Annotated in this window: 15 protein-coding genes; 14 read left to right on the forward strand and 1 reads right to left on the reverse strand. The window is 69.0% G+C overall.

Annotated features, from left to right (window positions below):
- The first annotated feature begins 117 nt into the window (after positions 1 to 117).
- The 13 genes from J2X21_RS05700 to J2X21_RS05760 all read left to right on the forward strand — a co-directional run bounded on the left by J2X21_RS05700 (position 118) and on the right by J2X21_RS05760 (position 14,353).
- Positions 118 to 1,590: a cyanophycinase gene (locus J2X21_RS05700; RefSeq protein WP_310325986.1), complete on the forward strand. Its 1,473-nt coding sequence runs from the start codon at positions 118 to 120 to the stop codon at positions 1,588 to 1,590.
- A gap of 127 nt (positions 1,591 to 1,717) precedes the next feature.
- Complete coding sequence (locus J2X21_RS05705; protein ID WP_310325988.1) at positions 1,718 to 2,902, forward strand: cyanophycinase; 1,185 nt, start codon at positions 1,718 to 1,720, stop codon at positions 2,900 to 2,902.
- Between the two features lie 34 nt (positions 2,903 to 2,936).
- Positions 2,937 to 3,353, forward strand: a complete 417-nt coding sequence (locus J2X21_RS05710; RefSeq protein ID WP_310325990.1) for a hypothetical protein — start codon at positions 2,937 to 2,939, stop codon at positions 3,351 to 3,353.
- 20 nt (positions 3,354 to 3,373) lie between these two features.
- A complete protein-coding gene (locus tag J2X21_RS05715) occupies positions 3,374 to 3,877 on the forward strand; it encodes a YbaK/EbsC family protein (protein WP_310325992.1) in 504 nt (167 codons plus the stop codon).
- Entirely contained in the window at positions 3,874 to 4,101 is a 228-nt protein-coding gene (locus J2X21_RS05720) for a DUF1289 domain-containing protein (protein WP_310325995.1), read from the forward strand. The genes J2X21_RS05715 and J2X21_RS05720 overlap by 4 nt, the downstream gene beginning before the upstream one ends.
- Positions 4,098 to 4,757: a 2-hydroxychromene-2-carboxylate isomerase gene (locus J2X21_RS05725; RefSeq protein ID WP_310325998.1), complete on the forward strand. Its 660-nt coding sequence runs from the start codon at positions 4,098 to 4,100 to the stop codon at positions 4,755 to 4,757. Before J2X21_RS05720 ends, J2X21_RS05725 begins: the two co-directional genes overlap by 4 nt.
- A gap of 218 nt (positions 4,758 to 4,975) precedes the next feature.
- Positions 4,976 to 6,655, forward strand: a complete 1,680-nt coding sequence (locus J2X21_RS05730; protein ID WP_310326000.1) for an MFS transporter — start codon at positions 4,976 to 4,978, stop codon at positions 6,653 to 6,655.
- 123 nt (positions 6,656 to 6,778) lie between these two features.
- Positions 6,779 to 7,837 (forward strand): LacI family DNA-binding transcriptional regulator, encoded by a 1,059-nt coding sequence (locus tag J2X21_RS05735; protein ID WP_310326002.1) that lies wholly within the window; start codon positions 6,779 to 6,781, stop codon positions 7,835 to 7,837.
- Between the two features lie 245 nt (positions 7,838 to 8,082).
- The gene (locus tag J2X21_RS05740) at positions 8,083 to 10,404 is read left to right on the forward strand and encodes a TonB-dependent receptor (RefSeq protein WP_310326005.1); all 2,322 of its coding nucleotides are present in this window, start codon (positions 8,083 to 8,085) and stop codon (positions 10,402 to 10,404) included.
- Positions 10,404 to 11,285, forward strand: a complete 882-nt coding sequence (locus J2X21_RS05745; RefSeq protein WP_310326008.1) for a PfkB family carbohydrate kinase — start codon at positions 10,404 to 10,406, stop codon at positions 11,283 to 11,285. Before J2X21_RS05740 ends, J2X21_RS05745 begins: the two co-directional genes overlap by 1 nt.
- A gap of 2 nt (positions 11,286 to 11,287) precedes the next feature.
- Positions 11,288 to 12,595 (forward strand): MFS transporter, encoded by a 1,308-nt coding sequence (locus tag J2X21_RS05750; protein ID WP_310326010.1) that lies wholly within the window; start codon positions 11,288 to 11,290, stop codon positions 12,593 to 12,595.
- Positions 12,592 to 14,088 (forward strand): sucrose phosphorylase, encoded by a 1,497-nt coding sequence (gene gtfA / locus J2X21_RS05755; RefSeq protein WP_310326013.1) that lies wholly within the window; start codon positions 12,592 to 12,594, stop codon positions 14,086 to 14,088. Before J2X21_RS05750 ends, gtfA begins: the two co-directional genes overlap by 4 nt.
- 55 nt (positions 14,089 to 14,143) lie before the next feature.
- Positions 14,144 to 14,353 (forward strand): hypothetical protein, encoded by a 210-nt coding sequence (locus J2X21_RS05760; protein ID WP_310326016.1) that lies wholly within the window; start codon positions 14,144 to 14,146, stop codon positions 14,351 to 14,353.
- A gap of 12 nt (positions 14,354 to 14,365) precedes the next feature.
- On the opposite strand, the gene J2X21_RS05765 is transcribed toward J2X21_RS05760, so the two are convergent.
- Complete coding sequence (locus J2X21_RS05765; RefSeq protein WP_310326019.1) at positions 14,366 to 16,000, reverse strand: sensor histidine kinase; 1,635 nt, start codon at positions 15,998 to 16,000, stop codon at positions 14,366 to 14,368.
- A gap of 236 nt (positions 16,001 to 16,236) precedes the next feature.
- On the opposite strand from J2X21_RS05765, the gene J2X21_RS05770 reads away from it, so the two are divergent.
- Entirely contained in the window at positions 16,237 to 17,301 is a 1,065-nt protein-coding gene (locus J2X21_RS05770) for an ABC transporter substrate-binding protein (RefSeq protein ID WP_310326021.1), read from the forward strand.
- Positions 17,302 to 17,358: the final 57 nt, after the last annotated feature.

Here is a 17,358-nt window from a genome sequence, read left to right on the forward strand (position 1 = left end):
GGCGTCATGCGACTGTCCCCAGCCGTGTGGATCGTCTCGTCCGCGCCACGCCCTGGCGTCCGGCCCGTCATCGGCGCTCTGTCATCATGTGCGTTCTGACCAAGGAGGGTTGTGGGCATGAGGTCTTGGATCTGGGGCGGTTTCGCGGCGCTGGCGCTGGCTTTTGGGGCGCATGCGGCGCAGCCGACAACGACGAGCACCCCGGTGGCGCAGGCGCAGCAGCGCGCGCAGCAGCAGCGCCCGGTCGCCACGCCACCGCGCAGCACGGCGCCGGTGCGGCCGGCCGGTGCATCGACGGCGCCAGCGGCCCCGGCGCCCGCGCCGCAGGTGGACGCCGAGCCGCCCATCCGCGGCTATGCCGTGCCCATCGGTGGTGCGCTGAAGGCGGACAACGAGGAGGTCTGGCAGCGCATCGTGCAACTGGCCGGCGGCAAGGGCGCACGTTTCGTCGTTTTCGGCACCGCCAGTGAGGATCCCGAAGCCAGCGCCAAGCAGGTCGTGGACCTGCTGCAGCGCCGCGGCGCCGTCGCCGAGGCGCTGCCGGTGGCCCCCAAGTTCTCGTGGGTGGACCTGACCAAGGTCGTGCGTGATCCGGCGCTGATCGCCAAGGTGAAGGCCGCCAAGGGCGTGTTCTTCACCGGCGGCCTGCAGGAGCGCATCGTCGACGTGCTGCAGCCCGGCGGCCAGAGCACGCCCATGCTGGAGGCGATCTGGGAGGTCTACCGCAAGGGCGGCGTCGTGGCCGGCACGTCGGCCGGCGCGGCCATCATGAGCACCATCATGTTCCGCGACGCGCCCAGCGTCATGAACGTGCTGAAGGGCCGCTTCGCCGATGGCAAGCAGGTGGACCGCGGCCTGGGCTTCGTCGGCCCGCACCTGTTCGTGGACCAGCACTTCCTGAAGCGCGGCCGCTTCGGCCGCATGATCCCGCTGATGATGGCCAAGGGCTACAAGCTGGGCCTGGGCGTGGACGAGAACACGGCCGCCATCATCCGCGGCGACGAGATCGAGGTCATCGGCGACCGCGGCTGCCTCATCGTGGACCTGACCGAAGCCCAGCAGGACACCAGCCTGGGCGCGTTCAACGTGCAGGGTGCGCGGCTGTCCTACCTGGAACACGGCGACCGCTACCACCTGCGCGCGCGCTCCACCTCGCCGTCGGCGCCCAAGCTGCGCGGCGACGTGCACGACGCCGAGTCGCCCAACTTCAAGCCCTATTACACGGACGACGTCTTCCACCTCGACATGCTGGGCGACTCGACGATCTCCAACGCGATGAGCCGCCTGATCGACAGCGTGCGCAAGGAGGTCAAGGGCCTGGCCTTCGACGTGCTGCCGCGCTCCAACGACCCGCTGGCGGAGCTGGGCTTCATGTTCCGCGTCTACAAGGGCTCCGACTCCATGGGCTGGAGCACCGAGGAATTCGGCGGCGAGCAGTTCACGGTCACCAACCTCTACCTGGACATCACGCCCGTGCGCCTGCCCATGCCGCTGTACGGCGGCTGGACGCCGCCGCGTGCGCCGGCCGGCAGCGCAGCACCGCCTCCCGCGCCGGCCGCGTCGTCGCCGTCGCAGCGGACCGGCTCCTAGCGTTTCGTCACGCGCCTTGCTTTTTCCTGGGGACTGTCCGCTTGTCCAGGCCGGGGCCTCCCTGCCAAGATGACCGGCTTGTGAATTTGCCCGCCGCCCGGCGCCGAGCCGGGCCTTCCCGCCCATCTTGCAGACCTCGAATCCCACCGGCACCGTCGTCGTCATCGGCGGTGCGCTGAAAGCCGACAGCGATGCGGTCTGGCAGCGCCTCGTCGACGAGGCGGGCGGCGAGGGCGCCCGCGTGGCGGTGTTCCCGACGGCCGCCTACGAGCCCGAGCGCATCGGCGCGCAGATCGTCGCGGCGCTGCAGCGCTGCGGCGCGCAAGCGGAGCTGGTGCCCATCGCCCCCAACCTGGAAGGGGTGGACCTGCAGGCCGCACTGCACGACCCGGCACTGATCGCGCGCGTGGCCGCGTCGCAGGCGGTGTTCTTCTCGGGCGGTGCGCAGGAATACATCGTCGATACGCTGCAGCCGGGCGGGCAGCCGACGGCCATGCTGGACGCGATACGCGCGGTGTTCGCGGCCGGCGGCGTCATCGCCGGCACCAGCGCAGGCGCCGCGGTCATGAGCCGCATGATGTTCCGCGACGCGATGGACAACCTGGCCGTGCTGAAGGGCCAGTGGCGCGCCGGCCAGGAGTACGACCGCGGCCTGGGCTTCGTCGACGCGGACCTGCTGATCGACCAGCATTTCCTGAAGCGCGGCCGCATCGGCCGCATGCTGCCGGCCCTGCAGACGTTGGGCTGCCGGCTGGGGCTGGGGGTGGACGAGAACGCCGCGGTGGTCATCAAGGGCTCGCGGCTGGAGGTCATCGGCGGCAGCGGTGCGGTGCTGGTGGACATGGCCGCCGCCACGCGCGACGCGGCGCTGCCGGCCTTCAACCTGACCGGCGCGCGTGTTTCCTACCTTGATGCCGGCGACAGCCACGACCTCGCCAGTGGCGTCACCACGCCGGCCTCGCACCGGCTTGCAGAGACCCGCATCGACCCCGCCGCGCCGGGCTTCGAGCCGGGCGAGCAGGTGGAGCGCTACTTCCTCGACATGCTGGGCGACGGCTGCATGCGCCAGGCGCTGATGCACCTGCTGGACGGCCCGTCCGACGAGGTCTTCGGCCTGGCCTACCGTGCCCGGCCGCAGGCGGACGATACGGCGCCCGGACTGGGCTTCGAGTTCCGCCTGCGCCGAGGCCCGGGTTTCGTCGGCTGGCTGGGCGAGGGCGATTGCACCGTGCTGGGCGCGAGGCTGGACGTGGTGCCTGTGAAGGTGGCCATGCCCATGTTCACGCCGCTGGTGGCGGCACCCCGGACATGATTGAATTGCTTTTCCCCTCTACCAAGGAGACACCATGAAGAAGATCTTCCTCGCTCTTGGCGCCACGCTGCTGGCGAGTGCCGTCCATGCCACCGATGTAGGCGTGTCCATCCAGGTCGGTCAGCCGGGCTTCTACGGCCGCATCGACATCGGCAATGCAGGGCCGCCGCCTGTCATCGTGGCGCAGCCGGTGTGGGTGCAGCGCCGGCCGGTGCATGTCGAGCCGGTCTACATGCGCATCCCGCCTGGCCACCAGAAGAACTGGTCCAAGCATTGCAGCCGCTACAACGCCTGCGGCGTGCCGGTCTACTTCGTGCGCGAGGACTGGTACCAGCAACGCTACGAGCACCACGACCACAGGCACCACGACAAGCACCATGACAAGGGTCATGGCAAAGGCAAGGACAAGGACCACGGCAAGGGACATGGCAAAGGCAAGGACAAGGACTGAGCCCGCGCACAATCGGGCCCATGGCTGACACCGACTCACGACCCGAAGGCTTCCAACGCGTCAGCGCCGCACTTGCGGCGCAGGCGCACCCGCACCGCCCGCTGTGGCTGGACGTTGCCGCGCGCACCGCGCAGGAGGCCGCCGACGCGCTGGGCGTCACGCTGGGCCAGATCGCCAAGTCGGTGGTGTTCCGCCGCAAGGTCGATGATTCGGCAGTGCTGGTCATCACGTCCGGCGACAAGCGCGTGGACGAGAGCAAGCTCAAGCCCCATACCGGCTCGCTGGGCCGCGCCGATGCCGACTTCGTCAAGGCCCGCACCGGCTTCTCCATCGGCGGCGTCTCGCCGGCCGGCTTCGCGCCCGCAGACGGCGCCGCGCCGCCGCAGCTGTTCATCGACCGCGAGCTGTTCCGCTTCGACATCATCTGGGCGGCCGCCGGCCACCCCAACGGCGTGTTCAAGCTGACGCCGGGCGAGCTGGAAAGGATCACGGGGGCGCCGGTCATCGACGTCGTTCAGGGATGAAGCCAGCCGTCGCCTCACCCTGCGTGAACGTCTGCCAGATGGACGCCGCCAGCGGCTGGTGCCGCGGCTGCGCGCGCAGCATCCATGAGATTGCCGGCTGGGGCGGGGCACCGGAGACGGTGCAGCGCCACATCCTGGATCAGTTGCCCGAGCGGCGTGTCGAACTGCACCACCACGGTCTGTGGCTGGGGCCGTGGCCGCCGACGGAGGAACAGGACCGATGAAACGCGTCACCTTCTACTTCGACCCCATCTCGCCATATGCAGCGCTGGGCTTCGAAGCCTTGCCCGAGGCACTGGCCGGGCACAGCGTGGAGGTGGTCTACCGGCCCATCCTGTTCGCGGCGCTGTTGCAGGCGCTGGGGCAGAAGGGGCCGGCCGAGATCGAGGCCAAGCGGCGCTGGACCTTTCGCCAGGTCGCCTGGCTGGCGCACCGCCAGGGCGTGGTGCTGGATGCGCCGGCCCAGCATCCGTTCAACCCGCTGCCGCTGCTGCGCCTGGCCTGGGCCTGCGCGGCGCCCGAGGGCCAGCCCGGCGACACGCCCGGGCGCTGGGTGGCCGAGCAGCTGTTTCATCACGTGTGGCGCGCGGGAGGCGCCGACGCCAGCGACCCCACCCGGCTGGCGGAGCTGACGGCGCGGCTGACGCCGGCGCAGGACCCGGCCAGCGAGGCCGTCAAGCAGCGCCTGCGCAGCGAGACCGAGGCCGCGCTGGCGCTGGGCGTGTTCGGCGTGCCCACCGTCGAATGCGATGGCCGGCTGTTCTGGGGTCAGGATGCGCTGCCCATGCTGCGCGCGGCACTTGACGGCGACCCGTGGTTCCGCAGCGGCGCGTGGGAAGACGCCGCGCGTGCCCGGCCGGGTATTACGCGGCGCCACTGAACAGACCGTTTGAACGTCAAGCCCGACTGACATCCAGACTCAGGACTTACCCGCGACGGCCCCGGATTCCCGCATTGAGAAACGAAACCCCCGGGTTGCTGCGGAGTTTGTCAGCCTCGATTCAGACTGGCGTCAGAACACGGTCAGAGGCGATGTGAATAGTCCGCCCGCAAGGGTTGCTCCATCCTGGAACAGCCCGACTACAGACGGAGACTTTCATGGCAACTGCAGCAAGTTCTGCCTCGGCGCCGATGACCAAGGAGGAGAAGAAGGTCATCTTCGCCTCCTCGCTGGGCACCGTGTTCGAGTGGTACGACTTCTATCTCTACGGCTCGCTCGCGGCCATCATCGCGAAGCAGTTCTTCGCAGGCCTGGAGCCCGGTGCCGCGTTCATCGCGTCGCTGATGGCCTTCGCCGCCGGCTTCATCGTGCGCCCCTTTGGCGCGCTGGTGTTCGGCCGCCTGGGCGACATGATCGGTCGCAAGTACACCTTCCTGGTGACCATCTTGATCATGGGCCTGTCGACCTTCATCGTCGGCATCCTGCCCACCTACGCGACCATCGGCGCTGCCGCCCCGGTCATCCTGATCATCCTGCGTCTGCTGCAAGGCCTGGCACTGGGTGGCGAGTACGGCGGCGCGGCCACCTATGTGGCCGAGCATGCACCGCACGGCAAGCGCGGCGCCTATACCTCGTGGATTCAAACCACGGCGACGCTGGGCCTGTTCCTGTCGCTGATGGTCATCCTGGGCGTTCGCACGGCCATGGGTGAAAAGGAATTCGGCGAGTGGGGCTGGCGTATCCCCTTCATCGTCTCCATCCTGCTGCTGGGCATCTCGGTGTGGATTCGTTTGAGCATGAACGAATCGCCCGCCTTCCAGAAGATGAAGGCCGAGGGCAAGACCTCCAAGGCCCCGCTGTCCGAGTCCTTCGGCCAGTGGAAGAACCTGAAGATCGTGCTGCTGGCGCTGTTCGGCCTGGTCGCCGGCCAGGGCGTGGTCTGGTACACGGGCCAGTTCTACGCGCTGTTCTTCCTGACGTCGGTGCTGAAGGTCGAGGCCGCCAGCGCCAACATCTGGATCGCGATCTCGCTGATCCTGGGCACGCCGTTCTTCGTCATCTTCGGCACGCTGTCGGACAAGATCGGCCGCAAGCCCATCATCATGGCCGGCCTGATCCTGGCTGCCGTCACCTACTTCCCGCTGTTCAAGGCACTGACCGCCGCGGCCAACCCGGACCTCGCCAAGGCCCAGGAAACGTCCAAGGTCACGCTGAGCACGAACATGGCCAGCTGCTCCTTCCAGGGCAGCCCGATTGCCCGTGAAGTGGACTTCACCAGCGCTTGCGATATCGCCAAGCGCGCACTGGCCGGCTCGTCCGCCAGTTCCGAGACCGTCGAGGCCCCCGCGGGTGCGCCGACCGTGGTCAAGGTGGGTGACAAGGAAATCACCGTCCCGACCGCCAGCAAGCTGACCGAGCACAAGTTCGACGAAGCCAGCACCAAGGCCATTGCCGCGTTCAAGAAGGAACTGGGCGACGCGATGAAGGCCGCCGGCTACCCGGCCAAGGCCGACCTGGCCAAGGCCAACGTGCCCATGGTCATCGGCATCCTGTTCGTGCTGGTGCTCTACGTGACCATGGTGTACGGCCCGATCGCCGCCATGCTGGTGGAGTTGTTCCCGACCCGCATCCGCTACACGTCGATGAGCCTGCCGTACCACATCGGCAACGGCTGGTTCGGCGGCATGCTGCCCTCCATCACGTTCGCGATGGTGGCCCAGAACGGCAACATCTACCACGGCCTCTGGTACCCCATCGTCATCGCCGTGATCACCTTCGTCATCGGCGTGCTGTTCGTCCGCGAGACCAAGGACGTTGACATCTACGCCAAGGACTGAGAGACAGTCCAGTCGCCTCGGGGTTGACCCTGGGGCTCCACGCGAGGCCGGCTTTCATGCCGGCCTTTTTTATGGCGGGGCCGGCCTTGCAGCCGGTATCCCGCCCTGCGACCATGCGTGCCGATGACCGAACCCAAAGCTCCTCCCGAACCCAGCGCCCGCGAGCAGCGCCGCCTGCAGATGGCCGACATCGCCCGGCTGGCCGGCGTGTCGGTGTCCACCGTGTCGCGGGCGCTCAATGGCAGCGAGCTGATCAATGCCGAGACCCGCCAGCGCATTGCCGAACTGGCCCGCTCGCTGAACTACTCGATCAACCTCGGCGCCCGCAACCTGCGGCTGCAGGAGAACAAGACGGTGGCCGTGGTGGTGCCCTACGACCGCCAATCGCGCCAGCACATCTCCGACCCGTTCTTCCTGTCCATCGTCGGCTCCATCGCCGATGCGCTGACCGACCGCGGCTACGACATGCTGCTGTCGCGCGTGGATGCCGAGCACCTGGACCTGTCGGCCGGCTGGTTTGATTCCGGCAAGGCCATCGGCGTGGTCCTCATCGGACAGTGGCGGCACCACGACCAGCTCAACGAGATGGCCGCGCGCAAGCTGCCGCTGGTGGTGTGGGGCGGCGAGATGCCCCAGCAGCTGTACGCCAGCGTGGGCGGCGACAACGTGCTAGGCGGCACGCTGGCCGCGCGCCACCTGCTGCAGTCGGGCCGGCGCCGCATCGCCTTCGTCGGTGACGCGCGGCTGCCCGAGGTCTGGCTGCGCCGCCAGGGCTATGCGCAGGCGCTGCGCGAGGCCGGTCTGGCGGTGGACCCCGGGCTGGAAGTCGCCGCGCCGTTCGAACCCGGCCTGGCGGCCGGCGTGCTGGAGCGCTTCTGCGCCGCGCGGCAGGACTTCGATGCCGTCGTCTGCTGCAGCGACGTGCAGGCACTGCTGACCATCCAGGCGCTGCGGGCCGCCGGCCGCAGCGTGCCGGGCGACGTGGCCGTCACGGGCTATGACGACATGGCGCTGGCCGCCTACTGCGATCCGCCCCTGACCACCGTGCACCAGCCGGTGGCCGAGGCCGGCGCCGAGCTGGTGGAGGCGCTGCTGGCGCAGATGCGCGGCGAGCGCACCGGGCCGCGCACGTTGCCGGTCTATCTGAAGCTGCGCGCCAGCGCCCCCGACGGCGCGCGCTGATCGCAAGGCGGGGACGCGCCCGTCCTAGCGTGTCGGGCCTGCCAATTCGGGCTGATGCGAACGTTTTCATTAAATCAAAAGTGTCGATTGACGTTTGGCGTCAAATACGTGTTTCCACTGGAATGCAATCGATTGCAAAACGACGGGCGACCGCGCAGAATGTGGGCACGGTTCGGCGCTGGGCAACGGCGCCGGACCCACGCGCCCACAGAAGGCGCCCGAACACCGCCCACCAGGAGACAACCATGACCCGCCCCATCCCGTCCGCCAGCCGCGCCGGCCACCGTCCCTCGCTCCGGCCGCTGTCCGCCGCCGTTGCGCTGGCCTTGCTGGCCACCGCGGCCCAGGCCCAGCAGGCCGCCGAGCCCGCACCCGCCGCCGACGGCCTCAAGCTCGACGCGGTCGTCGTCACCGGCACCTCGACGGCCAAGTCCAAGATGCGCTCCAGCGTGGCCATCTCCTCCATCGAGAGCGACAGCGTCGGCGCCGTCACCGCGGCCAGCTCGACGGACCTGCTGCGCGGCGTGCCCGGCATCCGCGCCGAAGCCAGCGGTGGCGAGTCCAATGCCAACGTCGCCGTGCGCGGCATCCCCGTCTCGGCCGGCGGCGCGCGCTACATCCAGTTCCAGGAGGACGCCCTGCCCGTGCTGCAGTTCGGTGACATCGCCTTCGCCACGCCCGACACCTGGATGCGCGCCGACGCCGGCTTCGAGCGCCTGGAAGTCGTGCGCGGCGGCTCGGCCGCGCTGCTGGCCACCGGCGCGCCGGGCGGCATCATCAACTTCATCAGCAAGACCGGCCTGGAGCCCGGCGGCACGCTGCAACTGACCCAGGGCCTGGACTTCGACCAGACCCGGCTCGACTTCGGCTATGGCGGCCGGCTGGCGCCCAAGACGCGCTTCTTCGTCGGCGGCTTCTACCGCGTGGGCGACGGCGGTCGCAAGGGCGCCGACGGCGTCGAGAACGGCGGCCAGGTGCGCGCCAACGTGACCTTCGAGCTGGAGGGCAAGAGCTATGTGCGCCTCAGCGTCAAGCACCTGGACGACCACAGCCCCACCTTCATGCCCACGCCGGTGGGGTACGTCAACGGCAGCATCCAGGAGATCCCGGGCCTGGACCCGCGTCGCGCCGCCTTCTACGACGCCAGCTGGCCGCTGGACAACACGCTGGCCAACAATAACGGCCGCAGCACCAGCAGCATCCGTGACGGCCTGGCCGCCAAGAGCGACGCCTTCGGCGTCGAGATGGACCTGGACGCCGGCGGCGGCTTCCGACTGCAGAACAAGTTCTCGTGGAGCAAGAACTCGGGTCGCTTCGTCGGCATCTTCCCCGGGGACGACGTGGCCGCCGCACCGGCCGGCACGACCATCGCCAGCGGCGCGGACGCCGGCAAGGCCTACACCGGCAACAAGTTCACTGCCGTCATCTTCAACACGCAGGTGGACAACGCCGGCCTGATGGCCAACGACCTGAAGTTCTCGCGCGATTTCGGCCTGGGCGACGGCGCCCGGCTCAGCGCCGTGGCCGGCCTCTACACGTCGGTGCAGAAGCTGGACCTGACGTGGAACTTCAACCAGTACTCGCTGTCCGCCGACGAGCACGGCGCCCGCGTGCTGAACGTGCCTGGCGTGGTCAACGGTGCGCCCGGCTTCGGCGGCTGCTGCAGCAACACGCAGGACAGCAAGTACACGACCACCGCGCCCTACCTGGTGCTGAACTACGAGTCGGGGCCGTTGTCGGCCGACGTCGGCCTGCGCCGCGACTACCAGAAGGCCAGCGGCAGCTACTACCAGTCCAACGCGGGCCTGAGCTACGACCTGAGCAAGCCCAACGTCATCGACTATGACTTCGGCCGCACGTCCTACTCGCTGGGCGGCAACTACGCGCTGAGCAAGGACCTCGCCGTCTTCGCCCGCTACTCCGACGGCGCCGCTTACAACGCCGACCGCATCACCTTCTTCAACAGCCCCAACCTCGTCAACGGCAAGAGCCCGACCATCCCGACCAACAAGGTCCGCCAGGCCGAGGCCGGCATCAAGATCCGCGGCAACGGCATGAGCCTGTTTGCCACGCTGTTCCATGCCAAGACCGACGAGGTCAACGTGGACGTGACCACGCAGCCCATCGTCGCCAAGGCCAACCGCTACCGCAGCAACGGCCTGGAACTGGAAGGCTCGGCACGCGTGGGCATCGTCAACCTGCTGGGCGGCCTGACCTACACGGATGCCAAGCAGGCCGACGGCCGCGCGCCCAAGCGCCAGGCCAAGGTCGTGTACCAGCTCACGCCCACCGTCATCGTCAACGATGCGCTGAGCTTCGGCGTCGGCATCGTCGGCACGACCAAGAGCCAGGACGACGGCCCCACCGGCCCGCTGACCATCACGCTGCCGGCCTACACCGTGGTCAACGCCTTCGCCAGCTACGCGCTGACCGACAAGCTCATGCTCTCGCTGGCCGCCAACAACCTGTTCAACGAGTTGGCCTACACCGAGAGCAACGACGGTCGCGGCGCCGCGCGGGCCTACACCGGCCGCACCGTCAAGGCCTCGCTGCGCTACTCGTTCTGATGGCGCCCGTCCTCGTCATGGGAGAAGCCCTCGTGGACGAGTTCCACGACGGCGCGGTGGCCGGCGGCGCGCCGTTCAATGTGGCGCGCTCGCTGGCCGCCTTGGGCGTGCCGGTGAGCTTCGTCAGCCGCATCGGCGCCGACGACGCAGCCGGCCACCTCGTGCTTGACAGCGCCGCGCGCTTCGGCCTCTCGGTGGACGGTATCCAGCGCGATGCCGCCCACGCCACCGGCCGCGTCAGCGTGCACGAAGGCGAGGGCGGCAGCCACAGCTTCCAGATCCATGCCGATGCGGCCTGGGACCACCTGGCGCCGCCCGCTGCGGTCGATGCCGGGCTGATCTACTTCGGCAGCCTGATGCAGCGGCACGCGGTGTCGCGTGCGGCCTTGCGGGCGGCGCTCAAGCGCGCCCGGGTGCCCCGCCTGCTGGACCTCAACCTGCGCCCCGGCACCGACAAGCCGGACCTCGCCGCCGAGTCGCTGATGCTGGCCGACCGGGTCAAGATCAACGAGGACGAGCTGGAACGCCTGCTGGCCTGGCTCGAGCCCACACTGCCCGCGCTGATGGCCCGCTTCGCGCTGCAGGAACTGCTCGTGACGCGCGGCGCGGCGGGCTATGCGCTGTACGGCGAGTCTGGTCAGCTGCTGGCGGCGGGCGATGGCGTAGCGCAGCCCGATTTCGTGGACAGCGTCGGCGCGGGTGACGGCTTCACCGCCATGCTGCTGGCCGGGTACGCGTTGCGCCGCGACCGCGCCGCCACGCTGCACCTGGCCAACCGCTATGCCGCGATGATCTGCGGCGTGCGCGGCCCGCTGCCGGACGACTCCGCCGCGCTGCGGCCCTGGCGCGAGGCGCTGCACGCGCTGCCTGCGGAGGATTGAGCATGTACAAGCCCCACCTGTCGTTCTCGCAGATCCTGAACATGAATGTCGGCTTCCTCGGCATCCAGTTCAGCTTCGGCTTGCAGCAGGCCAACATGAGCCCGATCTACCAGATGCTGGGCGCGGACGGCAAGAGCCTGCCCTACCTCTGGCTGGCCGGCCCCATCACCGGCCTGCTGGTGCAGCCCATCGTCGGTGCCATGAGCGACCGCACGACGCATGCTTCAGGCCGCCGCACGCCGTACTTCCTGATCGGTGCGCTGCTGTGTTCCCTCGGCTTGCTCGTCATGCCGTTCAGCCCCGCGCTGTGGTTCGCCGCTGGCCTGCTGTGGATCCTGGACGCAGCCAACAACGTGACCATGGAGCCCTACCGCGCCTACGTCAGCGACCGGCTGCGCGAGGAGCAACATGCGGCCGGCTTCCTGACGCAGGCCTCGTTCACCGGCCTGGCGCAGACGCTGGCCTATCTCACGCCCAGCCTGCTGGTGTTCTTCGGCATGAACAAGGACGCGCTGGGCGCCAACGGCATCCCGGTCGTCACCACGCTGGCCTTCGTGCTGGGCGCGCTGCTGTCATTCACCACCGTCTGGTGGTCCGTGCGCAAGGTGCCCGAGTTGCCGCTGCCGCCGGAGGAAATGGCCCGCCTGCGTGCGCTACCGCGTGGATTCGGCCCGGCGTTGGCCGAGATCTGGAGTGCCGTGCGCGCGATGCCACCCACGATGCGGCGGCTGTGGTGGATGGCGCTGTTCCAGTGGTACGGAATGATGTGCTACTGGATCTACATCGTGCCCACGCTGGCCGCCACGGTCTTCGGCACCGATGACCCGCACAGCGCCGGCTTCCGTGATGCCGCTCTGTTGAACGGCCAGGTCGGCGGCTTCTACAACGCGGTCGCCTTTGTCGCCGCCTTCGCGATGGTGCCGTTCACCAAGCGGCTCGGCGCGAAATGGGTGCATGCCTTCGCGCTGGCCTGCGCCGCCGCGGGCATGTGGGCGCTGCCCGGCATCCGCAGCGAGGGCTGGTTGCTGTTCCTGCCCATGGTGGGCATTGGCCTGGCCTGGGGTTCCATCATGGGCAACCCCTACGTGCTGCTGGCCGGCAGCATCCCGCCGGAACGCGCCGGCGTCTACATGGGCATCTTCAACATGTTCATCGTCATCCCCATGCTGATCCAGGCGGTGACGCTGCCGCTGGTCTACGACAGCCTGCTGGGCGGCCGCCCCGAGAACGTCATCCGCCTGGCCGGCGTGCTGCTGGCCCTGGCCGCGCTGTGCGTGCTGGCCGTCAAGACCCCGAAGTCCTCGCCATGAAGAACCAAGTCCAACTCATCACCTACGTCGACCGACTCGGCGGCCGTCGCGACAGCGCCGACCTGAAGCGGCTCAAAACCCTGCTGTGCGATGCGGCTTCGCCGCTGGGCGGCGTGTTCGGCGGCGTGCACCTGCTGCCCTTCTTCCACGCCATTGATGGCGCGGATGCCGGCTTCGACCCCATCGACCACACCCAGGTCGACCCGCGACTGGGCGGTTGGGAGGACATCCAGGCGCTGACCGACGGCCTGGACGTGATGGCCGACGTCATCGTCAACCACATGTCGGCCGAGTCGCCGCAGTTCCTCGACTACTCCGAGAAGGGCGAGGCCTCGGCCTATGCGGGCCTGTTCCTGACGCTGGATGCGGTGTTCCCGCAAGGCGCCAGCGAGCGCGAGCTGCTGGCCGTCTACCGCCCGCGCCCAGGCCTGCCGCTGACCTATGCCGCGCTGAAGAACGGCGAACGGCGCATCCTGTGGACCACCTTCACGGCCGCGCAGATCGACATCGCCGTGCGCCACCCGCAGGGCCGCGCCTACCTGACGGGCATCCTGAAGGCCTTCGCCGACAACGGCATCCGCATGGTGCGGCTGGACGCCGTCGGCTACGCCATCAAGAAGGCCGGCGCCAGCTGCTTCATGATGCCGGAGACCTTCGACTTCATCGGCGAGTTCGCTGCCGAGGCGCGGGCGCTGGGCATCGAGGTGCTGGTGGAGATCCACAGCTACTTCCAGCGCCAGATCGACATTGCGTCCAAGGTCGACTGGGTCTACGACTTCGCGCTGCCGCCGCTGGTGCTGCACGCCTTCAGCTTCCGCACCGCCGCCGCACTCAAGCGCTGGATCGCCATCCGGCCCACCAATGCGCTGACCGTGCTCGACACCCACGACGGCATCGGCATCATCGACATCGGCGCCGATGCCAGCGACCGCGAGGCGCACCCTGGCCTGGTGCCGCCCGACGAGCTGGACGCGCTCGTCGATCGCATCCATGCGGCGAGCCAGGGTCAGAGCCGCCAGGCCACCGGCGCCGCAGCCAGCAACCTCGATCTCTACCAGGTCAACTGCACCTTCTTCGATGCGATGGGCCGCGACGAAACGGCCTATCTGCTGGCGCGGGCACTGCAGTTCTTCCTGCCCGGCGTGCCGCAGGTCTACTACGTGGGCCTGCTGGCGGGGCACAACGACATGGACCTGCTGGCCCGCACGCAGGTCGGCCGCGACATCAACCGCCACTACTACGACGAGGCCGAGATCGCCCGCGACTGCGAGCGGCCCGTGGTGCGCCGCCTCATCGAGCTGATCCGGCTGCGCAATACGCACCCGGCCTTCGGCGGCCGGTTCGAGGTCGAGCCCGGCGCGGCGGACGAGCTGTGCCTGCGCTGGCATCAGGGCGATGCCTGGGCCACGCTGCGAATCAATTTCGCCAGTCTGGCCCATGAGCTGAGCCACAGTGCCGACGACGGCGACCCGCAGCGCTTCGCCTTCAGTTGAGCGTCAGCATCGGTCTCCACAATCCTCGCCAGACCCAAACTCTGGAGACCCAAGCATGTGGAAGTTGATCGTCGGCTTCATCGCCTTTGCCGCGCTGGCCCTGTACATCCTGACCAAGAGCGGCGGCAACATCGACCTGAGCGGTGAGTCGCACGGCATCAGCGTGCCGCATGAGCCGGCGTCTGCGGCTTCGGATGCAGCGTCGGCTGCCGTCACAGCAGCCGTCGAGGCCGCCTCCGCGCCTGCATCGGGCGCGTCGCAGTAAGCAGCGGTTTTCTCAGCGCGCGCCGGTCGCTTCGCCGGCGCGCTGCGGCGCCAGCAGCGGTAGCCGCATCAGCATCTGCGTGCCCTGTCCGGGCGTCGAGCGCACCTCGATCTGGCCGCCCAGCACATTCGTCACGATGTTGTGCACGATGTGCATGCCCAGCCCGGAGCCGCCCGTGCCCAGCTTGGTCGTGAAAAAGGGGTCGAAGATGCGTCGCCGCACCGACTCGTCCATGCCGCGACCGTCGTCGATGACGCTCAGCTCGGCCTCCGTGTCACCGAGGCGTTCGCAGTGCACCTTCACGTGGCCGCGCTCCATGCCTTCGAAGCCGTGCAGCAGCGCGTTCATCAGCAAGTTGGTCAGCACCTGGCCCAGCGCGCCCGGATAGCTGTTCATGCGCAGGCCGTGGCACAGGTCGGTCTCGATGACGTGCGGCGTGTACTTGAAGCTGGGCTCCACCATGACCAGCACGTCTTCCACGACCTTGCCCAGGTCGAAGTCGCGCCGCAGGTCGGCGGTCTGGTCGATGGCCACCTGCTTGAAGTCGCGCACCAGGTCGGCGGCCTTCTGCACGTTGCGCTGCAGGATGTCCTGCGCGCGCCGCGTGTCGCGGGCCAGCTCCTCCAGCGTGCTGCGGCGCAGCTGCGCGCCACCGCCGGCCAGCATGCCTTCCAGCTGCTTGTAGCGGTCGTCCAGCGTCGACACGACGGTCAGCGCATTGCCCAGCGGCGTGTTGAGCTCGTGCGCGACGCCCGCTACCAGCCGGCCCAGCGAGGCCAGCTTCTCTGACTCGACCAGGTCGCGCTGCGTCTTCTGCAGCGTGGCCAGCGCCTCGGACAGTTCGGCGTTGCTGGCCGTCAGTTCGGCGGTGCGCTGCGTGACTGTCTCTTCCAGGTTCAGGTTGTGCTGGCGCAGCGCCTCGAAGGCCGACAGCAGCGCCTGGCGCATGCGCTCCATCGCGACGCCCACGCGCGCGATCTCGTCGCCGCCGCTGTTGATGTGCAGCGGCTGCTCCAGGCGGCCGGCGGCCAGCGCCTCGGCCGAGGCGGTCAGCTCCATCATGGGCCGCAGCACATAGCGCTGCAGCACCCACAGGATCAGCACCAGCGACAGCGTCAGCGTCAGCCCGCTGCGCCACACGGTGCGCCAGATTTCGGCCTGCTTGGCCTCCAGCAGCGGTGCGGCGCTCATGCGCACGGTCAGCTTGGCGATCTCGCGCCCGTCGCGCAGCACCGGCCGGGTCTGGCTCAGCACGAGGTCGGGGTCGGCGTGGCCGCCGGGGTTCTGCTGCGAAAGGAAGGGTGTCGTCGAGGCCGGCTCGACCACCTGCACGGACACGAAGCGCGGATCGTCCATCTGCGCCTTCACCATCGGGTCGGCCAGGTCCGGGGACACCTGCCAGACCGGCTCGGCCAGCGACAGCGCCATCACCTCGGTGGCGCGCGCCAGGTCGCGCTTCAGGTCTTCCATCGCGGTGGCGCGCGTCTTCTGTACGTCGAACAGCAGCACGGCCGTCGTCGGCAGCAGCAGACCGAGCAGCAAGGCCAGCACGACAGCCACCGTCAGCGAACTGCGCTGCCAGCCCTGCCAGGCGGGTTGGGCTGGCTGGACGCGGGGTGGGAGGGCGGGAGGGGGGCTGTCCGACATTGATGGGCGCTCAGGCGGCGCGGCAGGCGAAGCAGTGTAGGCCCGTGAAATCCGGTTGCATTGCGCATTCGCGGCCTGCATGACCCGGGTTTCTCCTGGGGGCAGGGTGGCGCTGTCAGCGCCGCGTCAGCCCCAAAATGCGCCGCCAGAAAATCGTCGCGCACCCGCGCGAGCGCGGAGGAAGAACAGTGAATCGTTGGGTACGTCTGGCGGCATTGTTGGCCGCCTGTATGGGCATGAACAGCGCGCTCGCGCAGGGCGCGCTGCGCATCGGCATGGTGGCGGGCTTCTCGGGGCCGGTGGCCGGCGTGGTGCAGGAGAGCGCCGAGGGCGCGCGGCTGTACTTCGACTCGGTCAACGCGCAGGGCGGCATCCGCGGCCAGAACATCGAACTGGTCACGCAGGACGACAAGTACGACAACGCCACCGCAGTCGCGCAGGCGAAGTCGCTGGCCAGCCAGGGCGTGCTGGCGCTGATGCTCAGCCGCGGCACGGGCCCCACCGAGGCCATGCTGCCGGTGCTGAAGGAGAACCGCCTGCCGCTGATCGCGCCGGCCACCGGCGCCATCTCGCTGCGCGATCCGGTGCAGCCCTTCGTCTTCAACCTGCGCGCCAGCTACCAGGACGAGGCCGAACGCGCCGTCAAGCACCTGGCCGGCATCGGCGTGAAGCGCATCACCATCGTGCAGGTCAACGACCCCTTCGGCATCGATGCCGGCAAGGGCGCGATCAAGGGGCTGGACGATGTCAAGCTGCGGGCGCTCTCGCACCTGCGCTTCGACCGCAACAAGCCCAACCTGGCGCCGACCATGCAAGGCATCGCCAAGGCCGGCATCGAGGCCGTCGTGCTGATCGGCCCCGGCTACGCGGTGGCCGAGGGCGTCAATGCGCTGCGCGCGGCAGGCTCGACGGCGCATGTGGTCACGCTGTCCAACAACGCGTCGAACGACTTCGTGAAGAGCCTGGGCGAGAACGCGCGCGGCGTCATCGTCACGCAGCTGTTCCCCTACGAGCGCTCGACGTCCAGCCCGCTGGTGCGCGAGGCGTTGGGCCTGGCCAAGGCCACGGGCCGCAGCGAGCTGACGCCGGCACAGCTGGAAGGCTTCGCGGCCGCCAAGCTGGTTGTGGAAGCGCTGCGCCGCACCGGCAAGGACGTGGACCGCGCCAGCCTGGTCAAGGCGCTGGAAGGCCCGCGCATCGACGTGGGCGGCCTGCAGGTCGGCTACAACGACAAGGACCACAGCGGCCTCGAGTTCACCGACGTGTCCATCATCGGGCCTGACGGCAAGTTCTGGCGGTGACAGGCTCACCCCCTACGGCCTGACGGCCGCCCCCTTCGAGGGGGCACTGCCAGCGGC

This window comes from Roseateles asaccharophilus, assembly GCF_031458115.1.
In the GTDB taxonomy this organism is placed as follows: Bacteria; Pseudomonadota; Gammaproteobacteria; order Burkholderiales; family Burkholderiaceae_C; genus Pelomonas; species Pelomonas asaccharophilus_A.

What these genes read in the sequence shown, in the direction of transcription:
- J2X21_RS05750 (WP_310326010.1), top strand. Translation starts at nt 11,288, where the DNA reads ATGTACAAGCCCCACCTGTCGTTCTCGCAGATCCTGAACATGAATGTC.
- J2X21_RS05715 (WP_310325992.1), top strand. Translation starts at nt 3,374, where the DNA reads ATGGCTGACACCGACTCACGACCCGAAGGCTTCCAACGCGTCAGCGCC.
- J2X21_RS05765 (WP_310326019.1), bottom strand. Translation starts at nt 16,000, where the DNA reads ATGTCGGACAGCCCCCCTCCCGCCCTCCCACCCCGCGTCCAGCCAGCC.
- J2X21_RS05720 (WP_310325995.1), top strand. Translation starts at nt 3,874, where the DNA reads ATGAAGCCAGCCGTCGCCTCACCCTGCGTGAACGTCTGCCAGATGGAC.
- J2X21_RS05710 (WP_310325990.1), top strand. Translation starts at nt 2,937, where the DNA reads ATGAAGAAGATCTTCCTCGCTCTTGGCGCCACGCTGCTGGCGAGTGCC.
- J2X21_RS05760 (WP_310326016.1), top strand. Translation starts at nt 14,144, where the DNA reads ATGTGGAAGTTGATCGTCGGCTTCATCGCCTTTGCCGCGCTGGCCCTG.
- gtfA (WP_310326013.1), top strand. Translation starts at nt 12,592, where the DNA reads ATGAAGAACCAAGTCCAACTCATCACCTACGTCGACCGACTCGGCGGC.
- J2X21_RS05735 (WP_310326002.1), top strand. Translation starts at nt 6,779, where the DNA reads ATGACCGAACCCAAAGCTCCTCCCGAACCCAGCGCCCGCGAGCAGCGC.
- J2X21_RS05740 (WP_310326005.1), top strand. Translation starts at nt 8,083, where the DNA reads ATGACCCGCCCCATCCCGTCCGCCAGCCGCGCCGGCCACCGTCCCTCG.
- J2X21_RS05700 (WP_310325986.1), top strand. Translation starts at nt 118, where the DNA reads ATGAGGTCTTGGATCTGGGGCGGTTTCGCGGCGCTGGCGCTGGCTTTT.
- J2X21_RS05770 (WP_310326021.1), top strand. Translation starts at nt 16,237, where the DNA reads ATGAACAGCGCGCTCGCGCAGGGCGCGCTGCGCATCGGCATGGTGGCG.
- J2X21_RS05730 (WP_310326000.1), top strand. Translation starts at nt 4,976, where the DNA reads ATGGCAACTGCAGCAAGTTCTGCCTCGGCGCCGATGACCAAGGAGGAG.
- J2X21_RS05725 (WP_310325998.1), top strand. Translation starts at nt 4,098, where the DNA reads ATGAAACGCGTCACCTTCTACTTCGACCCCATCTCGCCATATGCAGCG.
- J2X21_RS05745 (WP_310326008.1), top strand. Translation starts at nt 10,404, where the DNA reads ATGGCGCCCGTCCTCGTCATGGGAGAAGCCCTCGTGGACGAGTTCCAC.